Source organism: Myceligenerans salitolerans (assembly GCF_017349295.1).
Lineage (GTDB): Bacteria > Actinomycetota > Actinomycetes > Actinomycetales > Cellulomonadaceae > Myceligenerans > Myceligenerans salitolerans.
Window position 1 is genome coordinate 1 of the sequence record NZ_JAFMPK010000024.1, and the last position, 26,410, is coordinate 26,410.

Annotated in this window: 24 protein-coding genes, 1 tRNA gene and 1 riboswitch; of the genes, 16 read left to right on the plus strand and 9 right to left on the minus strand. The window is 70.5% G+C overall.

Features of this window, described 5'->3' with window-relative positions; translation table 11 throughout:
• Positions 1 to 923 (plus strand): golvesin C-terminal-like domain-containing protein (locus J0911_RS04055; protein ID WP_207274188.1); only part of this gene is annotated, 923 nt, incomplete at its 5' end.
• Positions 924 to 949: 26 nt separating this feature from the next.
• On the opposite strand, the gene J0911_RS04060 is transcribed toward J0911_RS04055, so the two are convergent.
• A complete protein-coding gene (locus tag J0911_RS04060; protein WP_207274189.1) occupies positions 950 to 1,177 on the minus strand; it encodes a hypothetical protein in 228 nt (75 codons plus the stop codon).
• 119 nt (positions 1,178 to 1,296) lie between these two features.
• A riboswitch (glycine riboswitch) is annotated at positions 1,297 to 1,420 on the plus strand.
• Positions 1,421 to 1,638: 218 nt separating this feature from the next.
• On the opposite strand from J0911_RS04060, the gene gcvP reads away from it, so the two are divergent.
• The 5 genes from gcvP (at position 1,639) to J0911_RS04085 (ending at position 7,311) form a co-directional block, all read left to right on the plus strand.
• Entirely contained in the window at positions 1,639 to 4,623 is a 2,985-nt protein-coding gene (gene gcvP / locus J0911_RS04065; protein ID WP_207274190.1) for an aminomethyl-transferring glycine dehydrogenase, read from the plus strand.
• Between the two features lie 168 nt (positions 4,624 to 4,791).
• Positions 4,792 to 5,949, plus strand: coding sequence for a glycine cleavage system aminomethyltransferase GcvT (gcvT, locus tag J0911_RS04070; RefSeq protein ID WP_207274191.1), 1,158 nt, complete (start codon positions 4,792 to 4,794; stop codon positions 5,947 to 5,949).
• Positions 5,950 to 5,978: 29 nt separating this feature from the next.
• Complete coding sequence (gcvH, locus tag J0911_RS04075) at positions 5,979 to 6,350, plus strand: glycine cleavage system protein GcvH (RefSeq protein WP_207274192.1); 372 nt, start codon at positions 5,979 to 5,981, stop codon at positions 6,348 to 6,350.
• A 188-nt stretch (positions 6,351 to 6,538) separates the two neighbouring features.
• Positions 6,539 to 6,763 (plus strand): LuxR C-terminal-related transcriptional regulator, encoded by a 225-nt coding sequence (locus J0911_RS04080; protein ID WP_207274193.1) that lies wholly within the window; start codon positions 6,539 to 6,541, stop codon positions 6,761 to 6,763.
• 122 nt (positions 6,764 to 6,885) lie between these two features.
• Positions 6,886 to 7,311, plus strand: coding sequence for a (deoxy)nucleoside triphosphate pyrophosphohydrolase (locus J0911_RS04085; RefSeq protein WP_207274194.1), 426 nt, complete (start codon positions 6,886 to 6,888; stop codon positions 7,309 to 7,311).
• On the opposite strand, the gene J0911_RS04090 is transcribed toward J0911_RS04085, so the two are convergent.
• Both J0911_RS04090 and J0911_RS04095 read right to left on the minus strand, forming a co-directional pair.
• Positions 7,308 to 8,141 (minus strand): 2-phosphosulfolactate phosphatase, encoded by an 834-nt coding sequence (locus J0911_RS04090; protein WP_207274195.1) that lies wholly within the window; start codon positions 8,139 to 8,141, stop codon positions 7,308 to 7,310. The two genes, J0911_RS04085 and J0911_RS04090, sit on opposite strands and share 4 nt — an antisense overlap.
• Before the next feature lie 149 nt (positions 8,142 to 8,290).
• Positions 8,291 to 9,196, minus strand: a complete 906-nt coding sequence (locus J0911_RS04095) for a LysR family transcriptional regulator (protein ID WP_207274196.1) — start codon at positions 9,194 to 9,196, stop codon at positions 8,291 to 8,293.
• A gap of 228 nt (positions 9,197 to 9,424) precedes the next feature.
• Here J0911_RS04095 and J0911_RS04100 point away from each other — a divergent pair, with 228 nt between their 5' ends.
• Complete coding sequence (locus tag J0911_RS04100) at positions 9,425 to 9,754, plus strand: CBU_0592 family membrane protein (protein WP_207274197.1); 330 nt, start codon at positions 9,425 to 9,427, stop codon at positions 9,752 to 9,754.
• Positions 9,755 to 9,827: 73 nt separating this feature from the next.
• Here J0911_RS04100 and J0911_RS04105 read toward each other — a convergent pair whose 3' ends face one another.
• Complete coding sequence (locus J0911_RS04105; protein ID WP_242636273.1) at positions 9,828 to 10,589, minus strand: endonuclease/exonuclease/phosphatase family protein; 762 nt, start codon at positions 10,587 to 10,589, stop codon at positions 9,828 to 9,830.
• Between the two features lies 1 nt (position 10,590).
• On the minus strand, positions 10,591 to 11,760 hold the full coding sequence (locus J0911_RS04110; RefSeq protein ID WP_207274198.1) for a pyridoxal phosphate-dependent aminotransferase: 1,170 nt from the start codon (positions 11,758 to 11,760) through the stop codon (positions 10,591 to 10,593).
• A 145-nt stretch (positions 11,761 to 11,905) separates the two neighbouring features.
• On the opposite strand from J0911_RS04110, the gene J0911_RS04115 reads away from it, so the two are divergent.
• Positions 11,906 to 12,184, plus strand: coding sequence for a hypothetical protein (locus J0911_RS04115; protein ID WP_207274199.1), 279 nt, complete (start codon positions 11,906 to 11,908; stop codon positions 12,182 to 12,184).
• A 22-nt stretch (positions 12,185 to 12,206) separates the two neighbouring features.
• On the opposite strand, the gene J0911_RS04120 is transcribed toward J0911_RS04115, so the two are convergent.
• Both J0911_RS04120 and J0911_RS04125 read right to left on the minus strand, forming a co-directional pair.
• Positions 12,207 to 13,268 (minus strand): alpha/beta hydrolase, encoded by a 1,062-nt coding sequence (locus J0911_RS04120; protein ID WP_207274200.1) that lies wholly within the window; start codon positions 13,266 to 13,268, stop codon positions 12,207 to 12,209.
• A 29-nt stretch (positions 13,269 to 13,297) separates the two neighbouring features.
• Positions 13,298 to 14,179, minus strand: a complete 882-nt coding sequence (locus J0911_RS04125) for an NAD(P)H-binding protein (RefSeq protein WP_207274201.1) — start codon at positions 14,177 to 14,179, stop codon at positions 13,298 to 13,300.
• 438 nt (positions 14,180 to 14,617) lie between these two features.
• Here J0911_RS04125 and J0911_RS04130 point away from each other — a divergent pair, with 438 nt between their 5' ends.
• Positions 14,618 to 15,370, plus strand: coding sequence for an alpha/beta hydrolase (locus tag J0911_RS04130; RefSeq protein WP_207274202.1), 753 nt, complete (start codon positions 14,618 to 14,620; stop codon positions 15,368 to 15,370).
• Here J0911_RS04130 and J0911_RS04135 read toward each other — a convergent pair.
• Both J0911_RS04135 and J0911_RS04140 read right to left on the minus strand, forming a co-directional pair.
• A complete protein-coding gene (locus tag J0911_RS04135) occupies positions 15,348 to 16,193 on the minus strand; it encodes a class I SAM-dependent methyltransferase (RefSeq protein ID WP_207274203.1) in 846 nt (281 codons plus the stop codon). The two genes, J0911_RS04130 and J0911_RS04135, sit on opposite strands and share 23 nt — an antisense overlap.
• A 286-nt stretch (positions 16,194 to 16,479) precedes the next feature.
• Positions 16,480 to 16,563, minus strand: a tRNA-Leu gene (locus J0911_RS04140).
• A 248-nt stretch (positions 16,564 to 16,811) separates the two neighbouring features.
• On the opposite strand from J0911_RS04140, the gene J0911_RS04145 reads away from it, so the two are divergent.
• From J0911_RS04145 to pknB, 7 genes are read left to right on the plus strand one after another with little or no spacing between them, the layout of a single operon-like run.
• Complete coding sequence (locus tag J0911_RS04145) at positions 16,812 to 17,525, plus strand: FHA domain-containing protein (protein WP_123816171.1); 714 nt, start codon at positions 16,812 to 16,814, stop codon at positions 17,523 to 17,525.
• Between the two features lie 10 nt (positions 17,526 to 17,535).
• A complete protein-coding gene (locus J0911_RS04150; RefSeq protein ID WP_207274204.1) occupies positions 17,536 to 18,042 on the plus strand; it encodes an FHA domain-containing protein FhaB/FipA in 507 nt (168 codons plus the stop codon).
• Between the two features lie 7 nt (positions 18,043 to 18,049).
• Positions 18,050 to 19,549, plus strand: a complete 1,500-nt coding sequence (locus J0911_RS04155; RefSeq protein WP_207274205.1) for a PP2C family protein-serine/threonine phosphatase — start codon at positions 18,050 to 18,052, stop codon at positions 19,547 to 19,549.
• Between the two features lie 2 nt (positions 19,550 to 19,551).
• Positions 19,552 to 21,099, plus strand: coding sequence for an FtsW/RodA/SpoVE family cell cycle protein (locus tag J0911_RS04160; RefSeq protein WP_372434830.1), 1,548 nt, complete (start codon positions 19,552 to 19,554; stop codon positions 21,097 to 21,099).
• Positions 21,096 to 22,619 carry a peptidoglycan D,D-transpeptidase FtsI family protein gene (locus J0911_RS04165; protein WP_207274207.1) on the plus strand — a complete coding sequence of 508 codons (1,524 nt, stop codon included), beginning with the start codon at positions 21,096 to 21,098 and terminating at the stop codon, positions 22,617 to 22,619. The genes J0911_RS04160 and J0911_RS04165 overlap by 4 nt, the downstream gene beginning before the upstream one ends.
• Entirely contained in the window at positions 22,619 to 24,331 is a 1,713-nt protein-coding gene (locus J0911_RS04170) for a serine/threonine-protein kinase (RefSeq protein WP_207274208.1), read from the plus strand. Before J0911_RS04165 ends, J0911_RS04170 begins: the two co-directional genes overlap by 1 nt.
• The gene (gene pknB / locus J0911_RS04175) at positions 24,332 to 26,398 is read left to right on the plus strand and encodes a Stk1 family PASTA domain-containing Ser/Thr kinase (RefSeq protein ID WP_207274209.1); all 2,067 of its coding nucleotides are present in this window, start codon (positions 24,332 to 24,334) and stop codon (positions 26,396 to 26,398) included.
• The last annotated feature ends 12 nt before the right edge of the window (positions 26,399 to 26,410 follow it).

The window sequence follows — 26,410 nt, forward strand, 5'->3', positions numbered from 1 at the left end:
GCGCCGAGGCCCCGCGCGGCACCATCTCGACGACCTCGGGCAAACCCAACAAGATCCTGATCCACCACATGGCGTCGGCGAACGTCACCGACTACTCACAGGCGGCGGGCTACCGCATCGCGCGCGACGTGCAGCAGTGGCACTTCGCCAACGGCTGGGTCGACTCGGGCCAGCACCTGTCGGTCAGCCGCGGGGGGTACGTCATGGAGGGACGGCGCGGCAGTCTCAACGGTCTGCGAGCCGGCACCCACACCGTCGTCGGCGCGCACTGCCCCGGGCAGAACAGCGACGCGATCGGCATCGAGAACCAGGGCACCTACACGAGCGTCGCCCCGCCCGCCCAGTTGTGGAACAGCCTGGTGGACCTGTGCGCCTACATCTGCCAGCAGTACGGCATCGCCCCCACCCAGATCTACGGCCACCGCGACTTCCGTGCGACCGCGTGCCCGGGTGACGTGCTCTACGCGATGCTGCCCCAGCTGCGCAGCGAGGTCGCCGCCGCACTGAACGGGACGTCCTGGTCAGTGATCGTCGACAACACGTCGAGCGGGTTCTCGGCGAGCGGGAACTGGCTGACGTCGTCCTACTCGTCCGAGCGCTACGGCTCCGACTACCGATACGCGAGACCGGCCGAGGTGAGCGATCTCGCGACGTACCGTGCGACGATCCCGTCGAACGGGTCCTACCGGGTCGAGGCGTGGTTCCCGGCGATCGCCGGGTACAACACGTCCACGCCGTTCATCGTCCACACCGGCACGGCGCAGTCCACGGTACGGGTGGACCAGTCGGCCGGCGGCGGCGCCTGGATGTCGCTCGGCACCTACTCGATGACGGCCGGCACCCGCACCGTCGTGGCCGTGAGCCGGTGGACGAGCGGATCGGCCTACGTCGTCGCCGACGCGATCCGGATCACGAGGCTCTGACGACAGGGCGCCCGCGACGCGGCTTCTCAGCGCTCGTGGGCGCCCAGCATCGGGAGGCCGAAGGCCAGGCCGACCAGGAGAATGCCGCCGACGAACGCGACCGCGCCGCCGAGGTCCTCGGACGGGCCGGCGGCGGTACCGACGCCGATCAGGGCGAGGCCGCCCGCGAACAGAGCGAAGCACACGATCACGCGCACCAGGAGGGCCGCCGTCGGCTCCTGCTTGTCACGGTGGGCAACCTGGAAGTTCGTCATGGTTCAAGCGTAACGGGGATCGGCGTGCGGCCGAGTCGCCGGACCCCAGTAGTCTTGACCCACAACTGAATCGACGGGCCGGGTTCTCGACGCGTTCGTGCCCCTGGTCCGTGCCGCCAGCAGCCGCGACGGGAGAGCCCGGAACGTGGCGTCGTCATCCGCGAGGACGACGGCGTCCCTCCGGCGCCGAAGGAGCAAACCCTCCCCGGGAATCTCTCAGGCCCCCTGTACCGTCGTGGCGAGGCAACTCTGGAAAGCGAGCCGCTTCGCGGGCCGGTCACCGCCGGGCCACGAGGCCTCCACCGACGGTGCAAGTCGGCGCGCCCCACCCGGACGGGAAGGCGGACCGGCAAAACTCTCAGGTCGATGCCTGCCCCGCACGGGGGCACGGTGTCCGATGACAGAGCGGGGAGGGACCCAGTTGTCGTCCCTCACGCCCTCCGGACCGCAGGAGCCCGCCCGTGAACCAGCACCACCCGGCACCGGCCGTGTTCGCCGACCGGCACGTCGGCCCGCGAGGCCGCGAGACCGCCGCGATGCTCGATCAGCTCGGTTACGACACCGTGGACGCGCTTGTCGAGGCGGCCGTCCCCAAGTCGATCCGCACGCAGCGTCCGCTCGACCTCCCCGCGGCGCGCACCGAGGCCGAGGTTCTCGCCCACCTGCGGGACGTCGCCGGCAAGAACCAGGTCAAGCGCCAGATGATCGGCCAGGGCTTCTACGACACGCACACGCCGGCCGTGATCCGCCGCAACGCGCTCGAGTCCCCGGGCTGGTACACGGCCTACACGCCCTACCAGCCCGAGATCAGCCAGGGCCGCCTCGAGGCGCTTCTCAACTTCCAGCAGGTCGTCGAGGACCTGACCGGCCTCGAGATCGCCAACGCGTCCCTGCTCGACGAAGCCACGGCGGTGGCCGAGGCCGTGGCCCTGATGTGGCGGGCGTCGAAGGCGAAGGCCGGCTACGTCGTCCTCGACGCGGACCTGTTCGGCCAGTCCCTCGCCGTCGCCCGTGGCCGCGCGGAGGCCATCGGCCTCCCGGTCGTGGTCGCGAACCTGAGCGCGGGCCTGGCGGCAGGCCTCGCCGAACACGTGTCCGACGGCGGCACGCTGCCCGACGGCGAACTGGTGGGCCTGGTCGTCCAGCAGGTGGGCGCGAGCGGCCGGATCCTGGACGCGCGCGGCGTGGTGGCCGAGGCCAAGGCGTCCGGCGCGCTCGTCACGGTCGCCACCGACCTCCTCGCCCTGACGCTCCTGACCAGCCCTGGTGAGCTCGGCGCGGACATCTCCGTCGGCTCCGCCCAGCGCTTCGGCGTGCCACTCTTCTACGGCGGCCCGCACGCCGCGTACATCGCGGTCCGCAAGGGTCTGGAGCGCCAGCTGCCCGGCCGCCTCGTGGGCGTCTCGGTCGACGCCGACGGCTCCCCGGGTTACCGCCTCGCCCTGGCCACCCGTGAGCAGCACATCCGCCGCGAGCGCGCGACGTCGAACATCTGCACGGCCCAGGCGCTCCTGGCCATCGTGGCCGGCATGTACGCGGTCCACCACGGTCCACAGGGTCTGAAGGCGATCGCCGAGCGCGTCCACGCCCACGCGACCACCCTCGCCGAGGCCCTCCGCGGGCACGGCGTGGAGGTCGAGCACGACCTCTTCTTCGACACGGTCCGCGCGGTCGTCCCCGGCAAGGCTGCCCGGCTCGCCTCCGCGGCCGCCGAGGCGGGCTACAACCTTCACGTCCCGGACACGGACCACCTCCAGATCGCCTGCGACGAGACCACGACGCCGGCGGACGTCGAAGCCGTCACCCGGAGCCTCCTCACCGCCCTGGGATCGGCCTCCGCACCGGCCCGTCCCACCACCGACGACGGCCGGACCACCTCGGACGTACGCGTCCCCGCAGAGACCGGGAGCGCGGAGCGGGCCTCCGCACTCCCCGCCGAGCTCGGCCGGACGACCCCCTACCTCCAGCACCCGGTCTTCCATACCCACCGCTCCGAAACCAGTCTCATGCGGTACCTGCGGCGCCTCTCCGACAAGGACCTCGCGCTCGACCGCACGATGATCCCCCTCGGTTCGTGCACCATGAAGCTCAACGCCGCCGTCGAGATGGAGGCGATCTCGTGGCCCGAGTTCGCGACCATCCACCCGTACGCCCCGGCCGACCAGACCGAGGGCTACGCCGAGCTCATCTCCGCCCTGGAGGCTCAGCTCGCCGACATCACGGGCTACGCCGCGGTCTCGGTCCAGCCCAATGCCGGGTCCCAGGGCGAGTTCGCCGGACTGCTCGCCATCAAGGAGTATCACCGCTCCCGAGGTGAGGAGGCCCGCGACCTGGTGTTGATCCCGGCGTCGGCGCACGGGACCAACGCGGCGTCCGCGGCACTGGCCGGCCTGCGTGTGGTCGTCGTGAAGACGGCCGACGACGGCGAGATCCTCCTGGACGACCTGCGCGCCAAGCTGGAACAGCACGCTGCCCAGGTCGCGGCGATCATGATCACCTACCCGTCGACGCACGGCGTCTTCGAGGAGCACGTGCGCGAGGTGTGCGATCTGGTCCACGACGCGGGCGGTCAGGTCTACATCGACGGCGCGAACCTGAACGCCCTGGTGGGACTGGCGCGGCCGGGCGAGTTCGGCGGCGATGTCTCGCACCTGAACCTGCACAAGACGTTCTGCATCCCGCACGGTGGTGGCGGCCCGGGCGTCGGTCCGGTGGCCGTGGCCGAGCATCTCGTCCCCTTCCTGCCGGCGAATCCGGTGGCGGCACCGGACGCGTCGGGCGACGGTCCGGCAGGTACGCCGATCAGCGGGACGAACCACGGTTCTGCCGGGATCCTGCCGATCTCGTACGCCTATCTGGCCCTCATGGGACCGGACGGCCTGACCGAGGCGACCAAGGCGGCCGTGCTCACGGCGAACTACGTGTCGTCGCGGCTCGCCGGCCATTTCCCCACGTTGTACACCGGCCCGAACGGTCTGGTCGCACACGAGTGCATCCTCGATCTGCGAGACCTCACGGCGCGCACCGGCGTGACCGCCGCCGACGTCGCCAAGCGGCTGCAGGACTACGGCTTCCACGCGCCGACGCTCGCGTTCCCCGTGCCGGGCACCCTCATGGTGGAGCCCACGGAGTCCGAGGATCTGGCGGAACTGGACCGGTTCGTGGACGCGATGATCGCGATCCGCCGGGAGATCGACGAGGTCGCCGCCGGCCGCTGGACCGTCGAGGAGTCACCGCTGCGCGGCGCACCGCACACGGCGGCGGTGGTCAGCGCCACCGGGTGGGACAAGCCCTACTCCCGCGAGACCGCCGCGTACCCGCTGCCGGGTCTGCGTCACGACAAGTACTGGCCGCCGGTACGACGCATCGACGACGCGCACGGTGACCGCAACCTGGTGTGCTCCTGCCCGCCGGTCGAGGATTTCGCCGCCGCTGACGAAGGGTGAGCGCAGGGTGGGTGCCGAGGAACGAGGCACACACCCGAAGCCGAACCCGAGGAAGCGGCGCATCAGACACAGGCTGACGAAGGGTGAGCGCAGGATGCGAGCCGAGGAACGAGGCACACACCCGAAGCCGAACCCGAGGAAGCGGCGCAGACGAGACGAGGAACTCACATGACCGACAAGAAGACCCCGCTCCACGACGAGCATGTCGCGCTCGGGGCCCACATGACCGAGTTCGGCGGGTGGCAGATGCCGCTGCGCTACACCTCGGACCTGGCGGAACACCGCGCGGTGCGCGAGACCGCAGGGCTGTTCGACCTGTCCCACATGGGCGACATCGGCGTGCACGGACCGGAGGCCGCCGCCTTCCTCGACCATGCTCTCGTCGGCGCCATCTCGCAGGTGAAGCTCCTGCGCGCGCGGTACTCGATGATCTGCGCCGACGACGGCGGCGTGCTGGACGACCTGATCGTGTACCGCACGGGCGAGACCGAGTACTTCGTGGTGGCGAACGCGGCGAACACGGAGGTCGTGCTGGACGAGTTCCGGAGGCGCGCGGCCGCGTTCGACGTCGAGGTGGTGCCGGCCCCCAGCGCGCTGCTGGCGGTCCAGGGCCCTCGCGCCGAGGAGATCCTGCGCGCGACCGACGGGTTCGAGGAGGACCCCGAGGCGTCCGGCGGTGTCACGCTGGAGAACCTCAGGTACTACGCGTGTGCGCCGATGCGGTTCCGGGACGAGGCCGTCGTCGTCGGCCGCACCGGTTACACCGGCGAGGACGGCTTCGAGATCTGGGTCTCCCCGGACCGTGCGGTCGAGCTGTGGCGTGCGGTCCTGGCCGCCGGCGAGCCGTTCGGTCTCGTGCCGGCGGGGCTGTCGGCGCGTGACTCGCTGCGCCTGGAGGCCGGGATGCCTCTGTACGGACACGAGCTCGACACGACGACGACGCCCTTCGAGGCAGGCATGGGCAGGGTGGTGCGCCTCGACAAGGAGACGGCGGACGGCGAACCGCTGGCCTTCGTGGGGCGGGACGCCCTCGCGTCGCGCAAGGGCGCGCAGCCCGCACGGGTGCTCGTCGGACTGCGCGGCGAGGGTCGCCGGCCGGCTCGCGCGGGCTACGACGTCGTGCGCCGCACCGCCGACGGAGACGCGGGGGCGAAGGTGGGCTCCGTGACCTCGGGCGTCCCGTCCCCCACGCTCGGCTACCCGGTCGCGATGGCGTACGTGACTCCCGAGGTGTCGGCCGAGGGCACGGAGCTGGCGGTCGACGTGCGCGGCCGGGCGGAACCGTTCGTCGTCGTCCCGCTGCCGTTCTACCGTCGTACCAAGTGATCCCGAGCCACCACGAACAAGGAGCCCTCATGGCCGAGTATCCCGCCACGCTGAAGTACACCAAGGAACACGAGTGGGTGGACGGCGAGTCCCCCGCGACCGTCGGCATCACGCCCTATGCCGCCGAGGCCCTTGGCGACGTCGTCTTCGTGGAGCTGCCCGAGGTCGGTGCCACGATCGAGCACGGCACGGTGGTCGGCGAGATCGAGTCCACGAAGTCCGTCTCGGAGCTGTACGCGCCGGTGAGCGGGACGGTCACCGAGGTGAACCAGGCGGTCGTCGACGACCCGGAGCTGGTCGGCTCCGCACCGTTCGAGGGGGGTTGGCTCTTCAAGGTGGAGGTGAGCGCCACGGGCGAGCTGCTCACCGCCGACGAGTACAGGGCACACGCAGGCGTCTGACCTGGCCTCTCGCTCTCGGACGGCCCGTGCGGAAACGCGCGGGCCGTCCGCTTCTCGTCACGAGAAGATCACAGATCCGAAACGGCTGACGAAGTCGCGTCACGAATGCCGCCGAGCGGACTCTCTACCGGTAGCAGCACCCCTCAAGGCCGTAGCCCAGACACGGCCGCTGCACAGAAGGAGAACGCATGAGCACCGTTGTGGCCGACCGTCCCGCACTGACCCGTCGTGAGCGCGTCGTGCTCGAAGGCCTGATGAACAAGGAAGAGACCCTCGAGCAGATCGCGGAGACGCTGTTCGTCACACGCAACACCGTGAAGTCGCAGGTCCGGAGCCTTTACCGGAAGCTCGGCGTGTCCAACCGGGCAGCCGCGGTGGAACGCGCCGAACGCCTGGGCCTGAACGGCGACTGACCGGCACGCCGTCGGCCGCGCCACCGTTCGCGGTGGCGTCCGTGTACCCAGGGCGGACGCCACCGTGACGGTGAGGCTCGGCGAGGCTGACCGAGCGGTCCCGGCATGCCAGGATGCTCGGCATGGCCGCCCCGATCCTGGTGGTCGCCGCCGCACTGGTGGACGACCTCGACCGTCCCGCACGCCTGCTCGCCGCCCGCCGAACGCGCCCCGAGGCACTGGCCGGGCGCTGGGAGTTCCCCGGCGGCAAGGTCGATCCCGGCGAGTCGCCTCCCGAGGCGCTGCACCGGGAACTGCGCGAGGAGCTCGGCGTCGCCGTGCGTCTCGGGCGTGAGGTCGTGGGGCCGGACGACGGCTGCTGGCCGCTCACCGACCGCTACCGGATGCGCCTCTGGCTGGGACGTATCACCGAAGGACGCCCCGAGCCCCTCGAGGACCACGACGTGCTGCGGTGGCTCACGCGGGCCGAACTGGGCGACGTCGACTGGATCGAAGGCGATCTGCCGATCGTGGCGGCGCTCCGCGGGTACTTCCCGGACAGCCCTTAGGCCGCCGACGTCGGCATCGCCGCCGCGCCCGCCTTGGCCCTCCGGGCCGCGGCCAGCCGGTGCCCGAGCGGCACGAACGCACCGTCCATGAGCACGGGCACGACATCGGTCGCGTCCAGCTCGGCCGCGATCAGCACGTCCTCGTCGAAACCGCTGTCCACCAGTTCCCGTCCGCTCACCGATCCGAGGAGCAGGTCGGCGGGCTCCGACGTGCCCTGCCACATCGCGACCGCCGCTCCCGTCTCCGCCGAGACACGGGTGACGTCGTCGGGCAGCATCTCGGTCAGGCGCGCGGCGATCGCACCGGCGGCGAGCTGGTCCTCCAGTGCCGGGCGCAACGCGTCGTCGTGCCACTGCTCACCGGCGGGGACGAGAACGACGTCGTGCTCGGGACTGGCGTTCAGGTGGGCGGCCGCGAGGCCGGCGACGGCACTGACGTTGCGCAGGCAGCCGACGATCATCAGGGCGCCACGGCTACCGATCGTGTGCGCGATCATGGAGCCGTTCGGTGACGGCAGGACCACCCGCTCCGCGTCGAGGCCACGCAACGACGCGGGAGACAGGCTGATGCCCTCCTCGGCCCGCGGTCCGGCGAGGACGGCACGCATGGTGCGGGCCAGACGAACGGCTCCTGCCCCGTCCCGGTAAGGAAAGGGATAGACCCCGGCGCCGGCCTCGCAGGCGACGGTCACCGAGGTCGAGAAGGACAGGACGTCGATCACCACGACGAGCGACTTGCGCGCACCGGACTCGGTCAGGGCACGCGCGCCGGCCAGGCCCCAATCCGTGCGGACCCGGGCGGGGCGCTGATCGTGTGGTGAAGCGTTCACGGACGCATCGTAGAGCCTCCGAGAGCCGTTCAGGTACCGGCATCTGGGGAAAACCGGTCACGATTCCACGCGGCGCCGCGCCACGGTACGCCACCGTCGTCTGCCCCGGCGCCCTGACCTGCGAATCCACCATATTCGGGCGCTTGGCGTCATGGGGTCATGCCGCGGGCGGACTCGACCATCTCGTCCACCACGGCTCGCACGGCCGGGCTCGGCTCATGCCGTCCGACACGGTGCCGCACCACGAGCCGGCGGGAGCCGAGACCGGCGAGCCGGACCACGGTGACGCCGTCGGGCACGTCCTGCTCCTTGAGGGCGAGGGCCGGCAGCATCGCGATCCCCTGACCGGCTGCCACGAGGGCCAGAGCCGTGTCGAAGTCGTAGTAGGAGTGGCGGGTGGTGATCTCGGTGCCGAGCGTGCGAGCCAGCCTCCGTAGCGCACGGTCGGCGGCGATGTCCGCGAGCGGCCCCACCCAGGGCAGGCCGGGCAGGTCGTCGAGCCGCTCGGGCTCGGCCGTCCCGGGCGGGACGACGATGCACCACGGTTCCTCGAGCAGGGGGATCTCATGGACGCCACGCGGTGCGGGAGCGTCCATGTCCACGTCGCGGTCCAGGATGATGGCGTCGAGATCACCGGCACGGAGCTTCCGGACGGACTCGAACGGATCGTGCTCGTTGACGTCCACCTCGATGCCCGGGAACTTCTCCGCGAGGGTCGCCAGCATCGGAGCGACGACGGCGCGGATCGCCGTCTGGAAGGCGCCGATCATCACGCGGCCCGTGACCTCCTCCCCGAGTGCCGCGATCGCCTGGCGCGCCTCGATGAGCTCGGACTCGATCCGCTCGGCGGCCTCCGCGAGAACGCGGCCGGCCGGCGTGAGCGTGACCCCGCGCGGTCCGCGGTCCAGGACGGAGATGCCCTCCTCGGCCTCGAGCCGGGCGATCTGCTGGGACACCGCCGACGGCGTGACGTGAAGCAGATCGGCTGCGGCGAGGACACCGCCCGCACGGTGCACGGCAAGGAGAAAAGCCAGTCTTCGGGGGTCTGCAGCCATGTAGCGATGCTACACCCGGGAGTCTAGAAACGTTCGATTGTGCTGAAGCTACCGAGGGGTCCAGAATAGTCCGTGGCAGCGGGCCGCGATCTTCGCCGGCCAGCCGTTGCCGCCAGTTCTCGCGTGCCGATCAGGTGGCACCCAGAACCATCCCCTAGCGTCAGCTGTCGTCAGGGGTTCGCCCATCATTTGTCGAATCGATTCGGGAGGTGCTTTGTGCTCTCGCTCATGACCGCTGTCGTCACGGCCCTCGGCTGGGTTGGCGCTGTTGCTGGACTCGTTGCGTACGCGATGGTGAGCCGGGGCAAATGGCGTCCCGACTCGATCGCGTTCCAGGCGACCAACGTGTCCGCCGCGTCGATCCTCATGGCCGTCGCCGCCATGAACGGCGTGTGGCCGTCGGCGGCGTCGAACATCGCGGCCATCGCGATCGGCGCGAACGCACTGTTCGTGGTGGCCCGAGCCCGGGGCCGCAAGGCTCGGGACAACGCCTCCGACGAACCGGTGGCCACTCCCGTGGTCCATGCCCAGGCGGTGGCCCGCTCGACGTTCCGCTGATCCCGGCGGGACCGCCGGTCCCCTTCCTCGGACGTTGCGGGTTCGAGGAAGGGGACCGGCATGCGACGCCGGGTCAGCCGGTGGACAACGCCACATCGATCACGAGTGCCCGGTGGTCGGACACTCCCGTGTCCGGGGCCCGGGCTTCTCCGGCCGTGCGCAACCCGCCGTCGTCGTCGACCAGGATGTGGTCGATCTGGAACCGCGGCTTCGCGACCGGGAAGGTCGGTGACACGGCCAGGGACCGCCAGCCCGTGACGGTGATCGGTGCCTCGTCACGGAGATTCAGGTCACCCATCAGGACGAGCGGCCGCGGCGCGCCACGGAGCGCATCCCGCAGCCACGGCAGCTGCGCCCAGGCGTTGCCCAGCCGGGAGCTGAGGTGCGTGGCGCACACCGTCAGCGCACCGGACGGCGTTTCCACGTCCGCCGCGACGGCGGCACGCGGTTCGTCGATGCCCAGCTGCACCGGACCGACCCAACGACTGGCCATCGGCAGCCTCCACCGTCGCCACGCCCGCACCGGAAGCCGCGAGGCCAGGGCGATGCCGTACGCGGGAGACCGCTCCTCACCGCGCGCCCGCCACCGCAGACCGGGAACGCTCATCCAGCCGGCCACGGTGGGCACGTAGCGGTACTCGACGGCACCCATCGCCTCCGCGCAGATCCGCGCCTGGTCCGCGAACCCGCTGCGGGGCTGGAACCGGTCCACCTCTTGCAGCGCCAGGATGTCCGGCTCCAGGCCGCGTACCGCGTCGGCCAGCAACCGGCGGTCGACCCTGTCGTCGCGACCCAGCCCGTGCCGCAGGTTGAAGGTGACGAGTCGGATCGGCATCTCAGAAGGTCTTGTGCCACGCCGCGATGCGGTCCACGGCAGCGGCGACGACGTCGGGGGCCGACGCGAACGACAGCCGTACCCAGTCGCGGCCGTTGACCCCGTCGAAGTCCAGGCCCGGTGTGATCGCCACGTTCGCCTCCGCGAGCAGGCGTTCGCAGTAGGTGACCGAGTCGAGGCCGAACCGGGCGATGTTGCCGTAGAAGTAGAACGCGCCGTCGGCCGGAGCCACCGGGTCCCATCCGAGATCCGCCCGGCGGTCCAGGAGCAGGGCACGCGAGTCGGCGTACCGGGCCACGTTCTGCGCGGCGGCCGCATATCCTTCCTCGGAGAACGCCGCGATACCGGCCTGCTGGGCCAGCGCGGGCGGCGACAACGCCACGTTCCCGGCCAGGGCACCCACCGGTGCGACCAGTTCCCCGGGCAGCACGAGCCAGCCGAGCCGCCAGCCCGTCATCGCCCAGTACTTCGAGAACGAGTTCACGACCACGGCACCACGGTCCGCGTACCGCGCGGCCGTGGCCTGGGTGACCTCGTCGGAGTACGCGATGCCGTGGTAGATCTCGTCGCTGATCAGCCGCACCTCGTGCGCCGCGCACCATTCGGCGACGGCGTCCAGCTCGTCGGGCGTGATCATCGTCCCGGTGGGGTTGGCCGGGCTGGCGACCACGAGCCCGTCGAGCCCGCCGTCGTAGTACGCCTCCATGAGCTGGGAGACACCGGGCTGGTAGCGGGTCTCGGGACCGCAGTCGAGCTCGACCACCTCGCACCCGAGTGCGGACAGGATGTTCTTGTAGGCGGGATAGCCGGGCCGCGCGAGCGCCACGCGGTCACCGACGTCGAACGCCGCGAGGAACGCCAGCAGGAAACCACCGCTCGAGCCGGTGGTCACCGCGATGCGCGCGGGATCGACCTCCAGGTCGTACCAACGGCCGTAGTGCCCTGCGATCTCCTCGCGGAGTGCCGGTACACCGAGCGCCTCCGTGTACCCGATGTCGCCGGTGCGAAGCACCTCGGCGGCCCGCTCACGCACGACACCCGACGCGCCGGTGGACGGTTCCCCGGCGCAGAGGTTGAGCACGTCGGCACCCGCGGCGCGGCGCGCGTTCGCGGCGGCGAGGACCTCCATGACGGCGAACGGTGGCACGGCGGAACGGCGGGAGACCTTCATGAGACCCATGATGCCCGGTCCACGGCGACTCAGGAGGGTGCGAGTTCCCCGGCGACTTTCCTTGACCCGGAAGGCCCGTGCCCGAACACTGTCCGAGAACCAGTATCACCTGTTCTGACCTGCACGTTCACAACAGAGGAGAGCTGTGGCCGACGATCTCGACGACGAGCCCGACGCCGAGCGGAAGGGCGAGGTCCTGACGGTCACCAACATGATCGCGCTCGCCGGAGCCGTCCTGATCACCGGGCTGCTCCTCGCACGGTTCGCAGGGATGGAGCCGGCGTATGTCGTCAGCCGCGTCGTCTGCGTACCGCTCCTCGTGACGGGGATCGTCGTCGCGGCACGACGACGGAACTGGTTGTCGTTGGTCCTGCCGACCGCCGGACTGGCGGTCGTCGTGTCGACGTTCTTCGTCGGAGGCTGAGGACTCGGGCCCGTGGCGGTGCTCAGGTGTCCGGGGCTCCTCTCCGACGGGTCGAGAGACGCGCGAGAGCGGTGCGCCACCACGGGGTGTGGTCATGTGCCTCCTCGGCCGGCTCCCGCGGGATCGCGTCGCACGTCACGTAACCGCGGAACCAGCGCGCCGTCTCCCGCCACACCACCTCGCGCACCGGCGCCGACGAGAGCGTCACGTCGTGCAATGCGCCGTCCACCCAGACGAGTGTCGTCACCGGGCCGAGGTTCGGCACCCGTCGCGCGACGCCGACGACGTCGAGCACGGTGTCCGTCCGCTGCGTCTCCTCGGTCCACCGAGTCGGCATCGAGGACCTCGCGGACAACAGGACCAGCACGGGCGCGTCGATGGCCAGGCCGTGCGCCACCCGGTCGTGGCCGCGGAGGATCGCGGCCATCCAGGCCGGCGTGGGGCGCCGCCCGTAGTTGGAGCGCCACTCGGAGTCGTACTCCCACTCCCCGTCGTACTCGGCCGAGATCGCACGCGAGTACAGCCCTCGGTCGTAGTACACGACCGGCCCGCGCGGATTGATGGCGGCGGCCGCGCGCACTCCCGGCTCGAGGACGCGGCGACCGGCCTCACGCATCTGCAGTTCCAGCCACGGCGCGTTCAGCACCACTCCGGCCGCTCGTCCCGGATGGCGCGACGCCCACAGGCTGAGGACCAGTCCCCCGGTGGAGTGGCCCATGAGGACCAGGCGGCGGGAGTTGCGCGTTCCCACGCCGTGTCCGATCGCTGCGAGCGCCGCCGCGACGTCCTCGTCGTACGTCCCGAGGTCGGCGACATAGTTGGGGGTCTGCCCGGCGCGGATGGACCGGCCGTACTTGCGCAGGTCGAGCGCGTGAAAGCGGACGCCGAGCCGTTCCCAGAAGTCGGCGAGGTGGGCCTGGAAGAAGTAGTCGTTCCAGCCGTGCACGTAGAGCAGGTCGACGCCCGCGTCCGTCTCGCCGGGCACCGTCCTGCGCGCCAGGGTGGCCACGACGTCGCCCTCCTCGTCGGGTTCGAGGTCGAGGGTGAGCTGCTCGAAGCCGTCGAGCACGTCGGGCGTCCACATGCGGCGAATCTAACCTCTGCCCGACGCCGCTACCTCGCGGGGCCCGAGCCGCGCAGGATCGCCAGTTCCCCGGGGTAGTCGTCGAGCCAGGACGCGAGGCTGCGCGCGGGGCGTCCGGCGAGCCGGGCGACGGTGTGGTCCACGTCCTCGAACACGCCGGCGTCGACGGCGGCACAGCAGGAGATCCAGTCGTCGAGGTCGTGCACCCAGGGCACGGGGGTCGCGTAGGCCTCGCGGGCCGTCATCGGTTCGTAGCGCAGGATGCGTCCGGTGGCGGCAGAGAGCGTCCGCGCGACGTCCGCTCCCGTGAGCGCCTCGGGACCGGTGATCCGGTAGGTGGCGCCGTCGTGTGCGTGGACACGTTCGTCGAGGAGGACGGCGGTCGCGGCGTCCGCGACGTCGGCGGGGGAGACCGCCGCGGCGCGACCGTCTCCGGCCGGCGCACGCAGGACGTCGTCGTGAACCGCGTGGACCAGTGTCCCGTACAGGATCGATGCCCGAAGTACCGTCCAGGCGGCCCCGGAGGCACGGACCGCTTCCTCGACGCGCCAGTGTCGCTGGGCGTGCGCGGAGATCCCTTGTGCGCTCGCGCCGATCTGGGACAGGTGCACCACCCGGCGGAAGCCGTGGGCGGCCAGGAGGTCGAGCGGGTCCGGATCCCGGGCCGCGATGTCTGCGATGACGAGGGTGTCGGCGTCGTCCACGGCGATGTCCATGTCGTCGTCCGCCGGGTCGGGCCCGAGGACGACGACCTCCGCCTCGGGGAGCCGGGCGCCACCGGGCAGGCGGGGGGCGCGGAACTCGTCGGACACGACGAGCCGCTGCTCGATGCCCTCGGCGGCGAGCCGGAACGCCAGCTGGACGCCGATCGTTCCCGCCGCTCCCGCGAGGACCACTGCTCCGCCGCCCATGTCTTCGAGGATATGCCGGGGCTTGCCCGGCCCGCCGGGTGGCTCCGCACATTCCTTGCGCAAGCATGGAGATCTGGGACAGGGAAAGGCCCGCGGGTTCGGAGGCCGTGCACCTCCATACCGCGCTGGACGAGGGCGCGATACCCGCGGGCCCCGGTGGTCGCGATGTATTCGCCACCAGTCCCGTGCGCCGTGCTAGCCCGGCGCGTCGACTTCATGTCGCGCGACTCTCAGCGCGCGACCACCTCACAGGTCCCGAGTGTCTTCACGATCTCGGATCACCTCCCTTCTTGTGTACGCAGAAACCTACGCCGCGCGCTCGGCGACGACAAAGGTTTTTCCGTGGCGCGAACGCGGGAATACGGGGCGGGTGTCTCGGCGACGCGGAGGCCGTCGCACCGAGCGATCAGTTTCGCCGGGATCCGTCGTCCTATCTGTATGACCTCGCTGTTCACCGTGGCCTCCGCCGTCACCTCCGCGGACGGGACCGTGATCGCCGTCGACCGCACGGGACCCGATGACGCGAGCTCGGTACTCGTCGTGGTCGACGGCGTCCTGGCGCACCGGCCGCCCTCGACGCTCGACCTGGCGCGCGGGCTCGCCACACCCGGTGAAGCCTCGGGCGGGCCGCCGATCGCCACCGTCCGGTACGACCGGCGTGGTCGTGGCGCCAGCGGTTTCACGCCGCCCTACGCGGTGGCACGGGAGCTGGAGGACCTCGCCGCCGTGCTCGACACCACGGGTCCCGCGACCCTTCTGGGCATCTCGACCGGCGCGTTCCTCGCCCTGCGTGCCGCGGCCGACCTCCGGGAGCACGTGACCGCCGTCGTCGTCCACAAGCCCCGGTACGACGTGGCCGACGCCGGCTCGTTCGCCTGGCGTCATCTCGTCGCCGCGGTCGAGTCGTGCGTCGCCGAGGGCGATCCCGATGCCGCCGTCGAGCTGTTCCTCGACGTGGCAGGCATGCCGCCGGAGTATGTCGACGGCATACGCCACCGCCCTTCCTGGAGCGACCTGCGGGCTCATGCCGCCTCGATCGCGTATGACGGTCACCTCGTCCTCGAGGCCGCCGCCGCTGCGCGGACGGGCACGGACGCGCGCATACCGCAGTGCGTGAGCGTGGTCGCCGACGACGACCCGGGCACGCTGGTCGCCGCGGTCCGTACCGTCAGCCGGGCTTACGCGCCGTGACGAAGAGCCGCGGTGCCTCGTCGACGAGTTCCACGCCGGCCGCGAACCGCATGTGCAGTCCCCGCAGGCCGGCCTCGTGCGCCCTCACCGCCGCAGGAGCCAGCTGCGCCAGGTCCGGGACCTGCCACGGCACCGTCCTGAGGTACCAGAGCACGGCGGCGAGACTCCTGAACCTGCGCACGCCCGCGTGATGCTCGGCGCGCGTGATCTCCATGCCCTCTGCCTGCAGTGCGTCGGTGAGCACGTCGACCGTCATCCCGTCCGGATCCCAGCCGACGGGCACACCGAGCGCCTCGTTGATGGCGTACCCGTCGCGCGTGTCGAACTGTTCGGTGACGAACACTCCGCCGGGTTGCAGCAACCGCGCCACCTCGTGCGCGCTGATCAGGCCGCAACGGCTGATCACCGTGGCGAAGTGACCGTCGAAGAACGGGAGAACGAGGTCTTCGGCCCACACCTCCTCGATCTTCTGCACGTTCACGCGCAGCGGCTCGAGGGTGCGGCGGGCGGCCAGGAAGGCGGGACCGGTACTGGTCGCGGCCGATCCCTCGGGCAAGGGACCCATCGCGGCGAAGACCGTTCCGTCACCGGTGCCGATGTCCAGCACCCCGTGCGGCGAGCTGGACACCGCCTTGTGCGCCTCGGACTCGTAGTCCCACGGCTGCGCATCGACGGTGATGGCGTCGCCGACGGGCGAATGCGTGTAGTCGGTCGGCATGGTGGCGGGCGTGACCGGGGCCGCGGGAGCACTGCGGGCCCAGTCGACGTGATCCTCGAACGGCGCGTCCGGCGCCGGAGCTGGGGCGATCGAGACGTCAAGCATGGGGCTGATTGTGGCGCAAAGTCCGTGCACAAGCACAAACCTCGCCGTGATCCCTGCTCCAGCGCCACGACCTGGGCATTTCTCCCCGTCACAACCCACCTGCGGGTTCGCCCCGCACGAGTTCACCGAACCACCCGGCCAACCACGGCAGGGGGCAAGGGGCGAAGCCTCGAGGGGGCCCGGGGGCGTGCCCCCGGGGGCGGGGTGTGGGGGCTCCGCCCCCACGAAAAACACGTGAGGCGGGGCGGTTCGGCCCTGCCGAACACACCCCGCCTACCGCATCACGTGCGCGAGGGGGGAGTTGAACCCCCACGCCCTCTCGGGCACACGGACCTGAACCGTGCGCGTCTGCCTATTCCGCCACTCGCGCGTGCTGGAAGAGATTAGCACGCAGGGCAGGGTGGATCCGAACCCAATCTGTGTCCGGCCTGGTTCCGTAGCACTCCGACCTCCGGTAGCGTGCGGGTTCGCCCGTCTTCCTCCAACTGGCAGTGCCGAGGCTCACAGCACAGGATCGAGAAGATCCGCAGGACTTCCACACAGATTGCGGTCTGTGGTGACCTGCCGGTCTATACGATCTATGTAGTCTGCCCACGCGCAGGCCGGGAAGGAGGTGGCATGGGCGCCCTGGATCGCTTCGAGAAGAGCGTGGAGCGCATGATGAACAACGCGTTCGCCAAGGTAGGACGTGGTGAGGTGAAGCCCGTGGAGCTGGCGAGCCGGCTTCGGCGGGAGCTCGACGACCGCGCTGCGGTGGTCGGGCGGGACCGCACCGTCGCACCGAACGAGTTCACGATCGAGTTGTCCCCGGACGACTTCGCCCAGATCGAGGCGTGGGGTGCACAGACCCTCGCCGACGAACTGGCGTCGAACGTGACGGCCTACGCGGCGACGCAGCACTACGCCTTCGTCGGGCCCGTCTCCGTGACGTTCGACGAGGTGTTCGAACTCGTGCCCGGCCGCTTCAACGTGCGTTCCCGCAGCGTGCAGGGAAACGTCGCCCCCGCGACCTCGGGGTCCCCCAGCGCGCGGCACCCGCTGATCGACATCGACGGCCAGCGCTACCTGCTGACCGGTCCGGTCACGGTCATCGGCCGGGACGCGGAGGCGGACATCGTCGTCGACGACCCTGGCGTCTCCCGCCGGCACCTGGAGATCCGTGTCACGCCGGACGGCGTCATCGCCTCCGACATGGGGTCCACGAACGGTCTGTACGTCGAGGGGCACCAGGTGCCCGCGGCCACGCTGCTCGACGGCAACACCATGACGATCGGCCGTACCCGGATCATGTTCTGGTCGGGCAGCGCCGGCGCCGAGAACGAGGACTGGTGATCGACCCCTCATGAGCGAGTTGACGTTCACCCTGCTGCGGCTGGGTTATCTGGTGCTGCTGTGGGTGTTCGTGCTCTCGGCCGTCGCCGTGCTGCGGCGGGATCTCGCCGGCCCGCGGACGGGCCGCAAGCGGCGTCGCAAGCCGGAACCCGCCACCGTGGGCGGGCCGCCGTCGGGGCCGGTACCGGCTCCGGCGCCCATGGTCGGTGGTGGGCCGCGTAGCGGTGCCCCGACCCGGTTGGTCGTGGTCGCCGGCCCGCTGACGGGCACCACGATCCCGCTCACCCAGTCGGGCATCCTCATCGGCCGCGCGCCGAGCTGCACGCTCGTGCTCGACGACGACTACTCGTCGTCCCGGCACGCTCGCATCTACCCGCAAGGGAATCAGTGGTACGTCGAGGACCTCGGTTCCACCAACGGAACGTACATGAACGATCAGCGCATCCAGGGGGTCGTGCCCCTGCCCCCGGGGGTTGGCGTCCAGATCGGCCAGTCCGTCGTCGAGCTCCAGGGATGACCACCACGTGACCGTGAATCTGCGGTATGCCGCGCGTTCCGACGTCGGCCTCGTCCGCTCCAACAACCAGGACTCCGCGTACGCGGGCCCGCACCTCCTCGTGGTGGCCGACGGCATGGGCGGCCACGCCGGTGGTGACGTCGCCTCCTCCCTCACCATCGCCGCTCTGACGCCGTTGGACCACGGTGACCACAGCACCGACCGGCTGCTGGCCGACCTGGAGCAGTCGGTCGACCGTGCGCGCCAGGACCTCATCGCCGCCACCGCCTCCGACCCGGACCTCGCCGGCATGGGGACCACCGTGACCGCATTGCTGCGCAGCGGTCACACGCTCGCCATGGCGCACCTCGGCGACTCCCGTGCCTACCTGCTGCGGGACGGGCTGCTCACACAGGTCACCGTCGACCACACGTTCGTGCAGCACCTGGTCGACACCGGCCGTATCTCGGCGGACGAGGCCGAGACCCACCCGCAGCGCAACGTCGTCATGCGGGTGCTCGGTGACTTCGACCTCGACCTGACTCCTGACATGTCCGTCCGCGAGGCGATTCCGGGCGACCGGTGGATGCTCTGCTCGGACGGCCTGTCGGGGTTCGTCTCCGTCGAGGACCTCACCGAGACGCTCGGAGCAGTCGCCGATCCCGCCGAGGCCGCCGAGCGGCTCGTCTCGGCGGCCATGCGCGAGGGCTCCACCGACAACATCTCCGTGGTCGTCGCCGACGTCGTCGACGAGGAGTCCGCCCCCTTCCCGCCGCCGGACCCGGAGATCGTCGGCGCCGCCGCCCTGCGCGGCGTGACCGCGGCTATCGGCCCCGGCACGATCATCCATCCCGGTGGCGCCGACGTCGCTGGCCACGGCGGGGCGCAGCCCCAGGCCGGCGGGGTCGGCACTGCCGTGCTGCCGGACGACGACCCGAACCTCGCGGACGCGCTCGAACATGCGGTGAACGGTTCCGAGGCCGGCGCCTACGAGCCCGAGGTCCTCCCGGACGAGCAGCGCGACCCGGACGACGAGGCCGAACCGGCCCCGCACAAGCGACGTCCGTGGCTCGCCATCCTCGGCTCCCTGCTGCTCATCGGCGGCCTGGGAGTGGCGGGATGGGCCGGCTACCGGTGGACGCAGACCCAGTACTACGTGGGTGAGGCCGACGGACACGTCGCGGTGTTCCGCGGCATCCCCGCCACGGCCGGACCGTTCTCCCTGTCGACGCCCGTCGAGCTCACCGACACGCAGGTCGCCGACCTGCCCGGGTACATCGCCGACAGCATCGAGGGCACCATTCGCGCATCGTCGCGCGAGGACGCGCTCGACCGTGCGCAGCGCCTGATCGATCAGGCCGAGGAGGCGCAGGAGGAGAGCGAGCCGACTCCGACCGAGGAGGAACCGACGGAGGAACCGACCGAGGGGTCGACATCCGACTCCGCGAGTTCCGAGCGCAGGAATTCGACGACCCGGGACAGAGACACCACGGACGCCAACTCTGACGGTGGGGGGTCGAACGGATGAGCATGCTCTCCGAGAAGCGTCCCCACGGCATGCAGGATGCGATCCAGCCCGAGGAGAATGCCCCGAGCCGGGCGGCCGAGGCCGTGATGCTGGTGATCGCGCTCGCCCTCGGGCTCGGCGGCCTCGCCATGGTCGGCTACTCGATCGACGACCGGCTGCCCGACGGGTTCTGGACGAACGCGCTGGTGCTCACGGCGCTCTCGCTCACCGCTCACATCGTGCTGCGCATCCGGGCGCCGTACGCGGACCAGGTGATCCTGCCCGCGGTGATGCTGCTCAACACGATGAGCCTGGCGATGATCACCCGGCTCGAGATGGACGACATGACCGGCGCCGACGCGGGCCGGCACCTGATGTGGACGTCGCTGGGCATCGTCGTGGCCTGCGTCGTGCTGCTGGTCCTGCGCGACCACCGCGTGCTGCGCAGGTACACGTACACGGTGATGGTCCTGGCGCTCGTCCTGGTCGTCCTGCCCCTCATTCCCGGTCTGGGCCGCGAGATCAACGGTGCGCGCATCTGGATCTACTTCGCCGGCTTCTCGCTGCAGCCCGCCGAGTTCGCGAAGATCCTGTTCGCGGTGTTCTTCGCGGGTTACCTCGTGGCCAACCGCGACACGCTCGCCCTGGCGGGCAAGAAGGTGCTCGGGCTGCAGCTCCCGCGTCTGCGTGATCTCGGCCCGATCCTCGTGGTGTGGGCCGTGTCGCTGATGGTGCTCGTCGGTCAGAAGGACCTCGGGACCTCGCTCCTCTTCTTCGGGCTCTTCGTCGGAATGCTGTACCTGGCCACCGAACGCGGGGGCTGGGTGGCCATCGGTCTGTCGATGTTCGTCGTCGGCGCGTTCGCGGCGTGGACGATGTTCGGCCATGTCCAACGGCGTGTCACGATCTGGCTCGACCCGCTGGACCCCGAGCTCTACGAGGCGGTCGGTGGCTCCTTCCAGGTGGTCCAGGGAATGTTCGGGATGGCCTTCGGCGGGATGTTCGGCGCCGGGTGGGGCGAGGGCTACTCCTCGAGGATCCCGTTCGCGTTCTCCGACATGATCTACGCCGCGTTCGGCGAGGAGCTCGGGCTGACGGGTCTGCTCGCGATCCTGCTGGTCTATCTCGTCATCGTGCAGCGCGGCCTGCGTGCCGCGATCGGCGTCCGTGACGGGTTCGGCAAGCTCCTGGCCGGTGGTCTCGCGTTCGTGATGGCGCTCCAGCTCTTCGTCGTCGTGGGGGGCATCACGCGCGTCATCCCGCTGACCGGCCTGACACTGCCCTTCATGGCCCAGGGCGGTTCGTCGCTGCTCGCGAACTGGATCGTGATCGCACTGCTGCTGCGCACGTCGGACGCCGCCCGACGACCGTCGTCGCTGCCGACGCGCGGCCAGCTCGCCGGCCCGGCACCGACCCCGGTCGGGCATCCGGGCGCCGGCGGCGCGATCGAGGTGGGCCCCGGCGCGAGCAGGCAGGACCGTGAAGCGGCACGGCAGAGCATGCCGTCGCCGAGCGACGAGATGACGCAGATGCAGGCCCCGATCCGGTACGACGGAGGTGACCAGGCGTGAACACCACCCTGCGCCGCCTGTCCACGGTGGTCATGGCCATGTTCCTCGTGCTCATGGTGTCCACCACGTGGATCCAGTACGTCCAGGCCGGTGACCTCAACGACGACGGGCGCAACGTGCGCAAGATCTACCGGGATCTCGGCGCCGCGCGCGGCCCCATCGTCGTCGGCGAGGACAACGCGGTCGTCTCGGTGCCGGTGGACGACAACTACGGCCGCCAGCGCGTGTACGCGGACGGCGACGAGAACATCGCGAAGATGTACGCGCCGATCACCGGCTTCTTCGCGGTGAACGGCAACACCGCGGGCCTGGAACGCAGCGCGAACGACTACCTCTCCGGGCGTGCCGACTCGCTCTGGCTCGACCAGTTGCAGAACCTCATCACCGGTCAGGAGGCCGCGGGATCGTCGGTCGACACCACGATCGATCCCAAGGTCCAGAAGGCCGCGTGGGACGCGCTCGGTGACTACACGGGTGCCGCCGTCGCCCTCGACCCGAAGACCGGCGCGATCCTGGCGATGGTCTCGAAGCCGTCGTACGACCCCAACTCCCTGGCGGTGCATTCCGGTGGCGAGGTGAACGAGACCTACCAGAACCTCGCGAACTCGAAGCCGCAGATCAACACCAGCGACGGCTCGGAGCAGTACAGCCCGTACTCGGTGCTGAACAACCGCACGATCGAGGCGACCTACCCGCCCGGCTCGACGTTCAAGATCTTCACGTCGGCAGCCGCGATCGAGAGCGGCGAGTTCACCCCGGACTCCGAGGTGCCGGCGCCCAACGGGTACGAGTTGACCAACACCAGCACGCCGATCGCCAACTTCGGCGGCTACGACTGCGTGGCCGGCCAGACCGAGATCACGCTCGCCGACGCCCTTCGTACCTCCTGCAACTCCTCTTATCTGTGGCTCGGCGGTGAGGTCGGCGCGGACGGCATGCGCGACATGTTCGAGGACTTCCGCTTCGACGAGGGCCTGGAGGTGCCGATGAGCACCGTCGCCGGGAGCTACCCCGGCCTTGGGAACGACGACCCCGACTCCATCGACCGGATCGAGCTGAGCGGTATGGGGCAGGGCGATGTCCGGCTGACACCGCTCCAGGTCGCGATGTTGAGCGCCACGGTCGCGAACGGCGGTACGGAGATGGAGCCGTATCTGATCGAGAGCATCCGCGACAGCGACCTCGAGGTCGTGGAGAAGACGAACCCCAGCACGCTCGCCAACCCCATCTCCTCCTCGACGGCCGACGCGCTGCGGGAGATGATGATCGGCGTCGTCGAGGACGGTTCCGGCACCAATGCCCAGATCCCGAACGTGTCGGTCGCAGGCAAGACGGGCACGGCCGAGAACGGCAACAACCGCCAGCCGACGCTGTGGTTCACGGGCTTCGCACCGGCCGACGATCCGCAGGTCGCGGTCGCCGTCGTGCTCGAGAACGCGGGTAGCTCCACCGAGGACACCGCCTCGGGCACGCTCGCCGCGCCGGTCGCGAAGGCCATCCTCGAGGCGGCGATCAACTGATGCGCCCCGTCGAAGGCGTGCTGGTCGGGGGGCGCTACCGTTTGGTGCGCCGTCTCGCCATCGGCGGCATGGGCGAGGTCTGGGTCGCCTTCGACGAGAAGCTCACCCGCGAGGTCGCCATCAAGGTGCTGCGCGAGGAGTACACCGGGAACGAGGATTTTCTCCGCCGGCTGCGGACCGAGGCGCGCAACTCCTCGACCTTGTTGCACCCGAACATCGCTCAGATGTACGACTACGGCGAGGAGGAGGGCGCCGGCTACCTGGTCATGGAGCTCGTGCTGGGGGAGCCACTCGCAGATCTCCTGGAGCGTGAGCCGGTCCTGCCGGCGCAGCGTCTGCTGCCGCTGCTGGCCCAGACGGCCCGTGGACTGCACGCCGCACACGCGGCCGGCGTGGTCCACCGCGACGTCAAGCCCGGCAACATCCTGCTGGAGCATTCCGGAACGGTGAAGATCACCGACTTCGGGGTCTCCGTGGCACAGAACCAGGTGCCGATGACGGCCACGGGCATGGTCATGGGCACGGCCCAGTACCTCTCGCCCGAGCAGGCCGTGGGCCAGTCCGCGACGGGCGCCTCCGACATCTACGCGCTCGGCGTGGTCGCGTACGAGGCGTCGGCGGGCCGGCGCCCCTTCACCGGCAAGAGTCCGGTCGACATCGCGATCGCGCACGTCAACGCGCCCGTACCGCCGCTGCCGTCGTCGGTTCATCCGGGCATGTCCCAACTGATCATGCAGATGCTCGAGAAGGATCCCGCGCATCGGTTCGCGTCCGCCGAGACGCTCGCCCGCGAGATGGACGCCCTCGCGCAGGAGATCGCCTCGGACCCGTTCGGCACCCGGCGGGTCGCGGGCCCGCGTCCCTCCGAGCAGGCAGACGCCGGCCCCTCACGACATGTCAGCGGTAGTCGTCGCGGCTCTGCCCGCGGCGGGTCGCGGCCTGTCGTCCGGTCCCGCAGCGAGGCGCGGCGAGCCGCCCAGGCCGAGGCTCAGGCCCACGCGATGGGGCCGCAGGGAGCCCCGCAGCCAGGCGCGCCGCACGGGCAGTTCACGGCGACCGCCACACCTCAGTCCGCCCCGGCGGTCGCGCCCGACCCGCAGAACCCGTGGGCCGGAGGGCAGCATCCCTGGGGCCCGACGACGGCGTCCCGCCAGCCTCGTCCGCACCAGCACGGCGCTCCCGCGTCCGGGAGGCCCGAGCACGACGCGGGCGAGGGCTACGACACGCCCGGGCGCGACACGGGCTTCGGCACGCAGAACCGGGCCGTCGGGCGCCACGGCACGTCGACGGACGACGTCCGTCCGTCGACCGGGTACGTTCCCACTTCGATCTCGCCGCCCGACGGTACCGCACGGTCGTACCCCTCCCGGCGGGACGTCCGCGCCGGGCAGAGCGGGCGGTCGGCCCGTAAGGGCGGCGTGACCACCGGCATCGCGCACTGGGTGGCGGAGTTCGAGGATCGCCTCGGTATCACCGTCCCGTGGCCGCTGGTGGCCCTCGGTGTCCTGCTGGGTGCCGTGGTTCTCGTCCTGGTGCTGACCACAGGAGGAGACGAGGGTGGCGAAGCTCAACCGTTGGGTGATAGTTCCTACGGAACGACGGACGCAATGCTGAGTCCTGGCACTACGGCGACGACCGTGGACTCTGGGATGATGCTCCTTGACGAGCCGCTGACCGCACCGCGGCCGGCCGAATCTTCGAAGGACGTATAAGTGGTGGACAACACGCCCCGGGTGCTCGCCGGCCGCTACGAGGTCGGTGAGCTGGTCGGCCGTGGCGGCATGGCCGAAGTGCACGTCGGCCACGACACACGGCTCGGACGCACCGTCGCGATCAAGGTGCTGCGGTCGGACCTCGCCGACGATCCGTCCTTCCTCGCCCGCTTCCGCCGCGAGGCCCAGTCGGCGGCCGCGCTGAACCACCCCGCGATCGTCGCCGTGTACGACACGGGCGAGGACCGTGCCAAGGACGGGAACGGCAAGGAGGTGACCGTCCCGTTCATCGTCATGGAGTTCGTGGAGGGTCACACCGTCCGCGACATCCTGACGGACGGGTCGGCCGTGCCGATCGAGGAGGCCGTCGAGATCACCACGGGCGTGCTGTCCGCGCTCGAGTACTCGCACCGGGCGGGCATCGTCCACCGCGACATCAAGCCGGCGAACGTGATGATCACCCCGACAGGTGCCGTGAAGGTGATGGACTTCGGCATCGCCCGCGCCATGGCCGACTCGGCGGCGACGATGACGCAGACCAACGCCGTGATCGGTACCGCCCAGTACCTCTCGCCGGAACAGGCACGCGGCGAGACGGTGGACTCGCGCTCGGACCTGTACTCCACCGGTTGCCTCCTGTTCGAGCTGCTCACCGGCCGGCCGCCGTTCCAGGGCGACTCGCCCGTCGCCGTGGCCTATCAGCACGTGGGCCAGGAACCGCAACGACCGAGCGAGATCGCCGTCGACGTGCCCGAGGTGCTGGACCGCATCACGCTGAAGGCGTTGACCAAGGATCGCGACCACCGGTACGGCACCGCGGCCGAGTTCCGCGCGGACCTCGAGGCGGCGCTGCGCGGCGGGCAGGTCTCCGCGCCGATGGTCGGTGCGATGGCGATGGGCGCGCAGACCACGCAGATGATGTCGCCCCCGTTCGGGACGCAGCAGATGTCGCCCGTCGGGTACGGCACGCAGCAGTGGGGCGGACCGCCCACGGCCGGACAGCCGCCGGTGCAGACACCGGGTCAGGGATACCCGACCGGGCCCATGGGGCCGGGCGGCCGCCAGGACAACGAGACCGACAACAAGAAGACGCTCATCTGGACCCTGATCGCGATCGCGATCGCCGCGGTGGCGGCCATCCTGATCGCGATCGCGGTGAACAACAACGGCCAGCAGCCGGAGGAGCCGACGACGGCGACCGTGCCGGAGATCCAGGCCGGCATGAGCTATGACGAAGCATGCTCGGCCGTCGAGAGCGCGAGCCTTGCCTGCGGCCGGGAGATCGACGAGGAGTCCGAGCAGGAGGCCGGCACCACCACGGGCGAGACGAGCCCGGCCGCCGGGGAGACGGTTGACGAGGGCGAAACCGTCACGATCTTCGTCTCAGGTGCTCCCGGTGAGGTGAGCGTCCCGAACGTGGCGGGAAAGACACAGGACCAGGTGCGAGCTGACCTCGAGGCCGTCGGTCTCGAGCTGGGGGAGACGCCGACGGAGAACAGCACGCAGTACGAGGCCGGCCAGGCGACCCGATCAGAACCCGCCGGCGGTTCCACTGTCACGGAAGGCGACACGATCACCGTATGGTTCGCCTCGGGTACGGTGACCCTTCCCGACATGAAGGGCTGGAGCGAGGACCAGGTGGAGGCCAAACTCGCGGAACTCAATCTGAACTCGGACCGCCGGACCGAACAGACGGATGCAGTCCCCGAGGGAACCATCAGCAAGACAGAGCCCGGCCCGGGTGACATCAGCGCTGATACACGTGTGACCTACTACGTCGCTCTCCCGGTCGCCAAGACTCAGATCCCCGAGAGCATCCTCGGCATGACACTCGAGGACGCGATCGAGGCGTGTGGCGGTGTCCAGGTCAACTGCAGTGAGGACAACGTCGTCTACGAGGACAACGACCAGTACGAACCCGGCACGGTGTTCAACACCGATCCGGCACCCGGCCTGGAGGTCGACACCGGCGCCCAGGTCACCCTCTATGTCGTCAGCGAGGAAGCGTCCGGGGATCCGTCGGGCGGCGCCACCGGCGGCGGCATCCTGCCCGGCGGAGACGGCTGACCGGCGACCAAG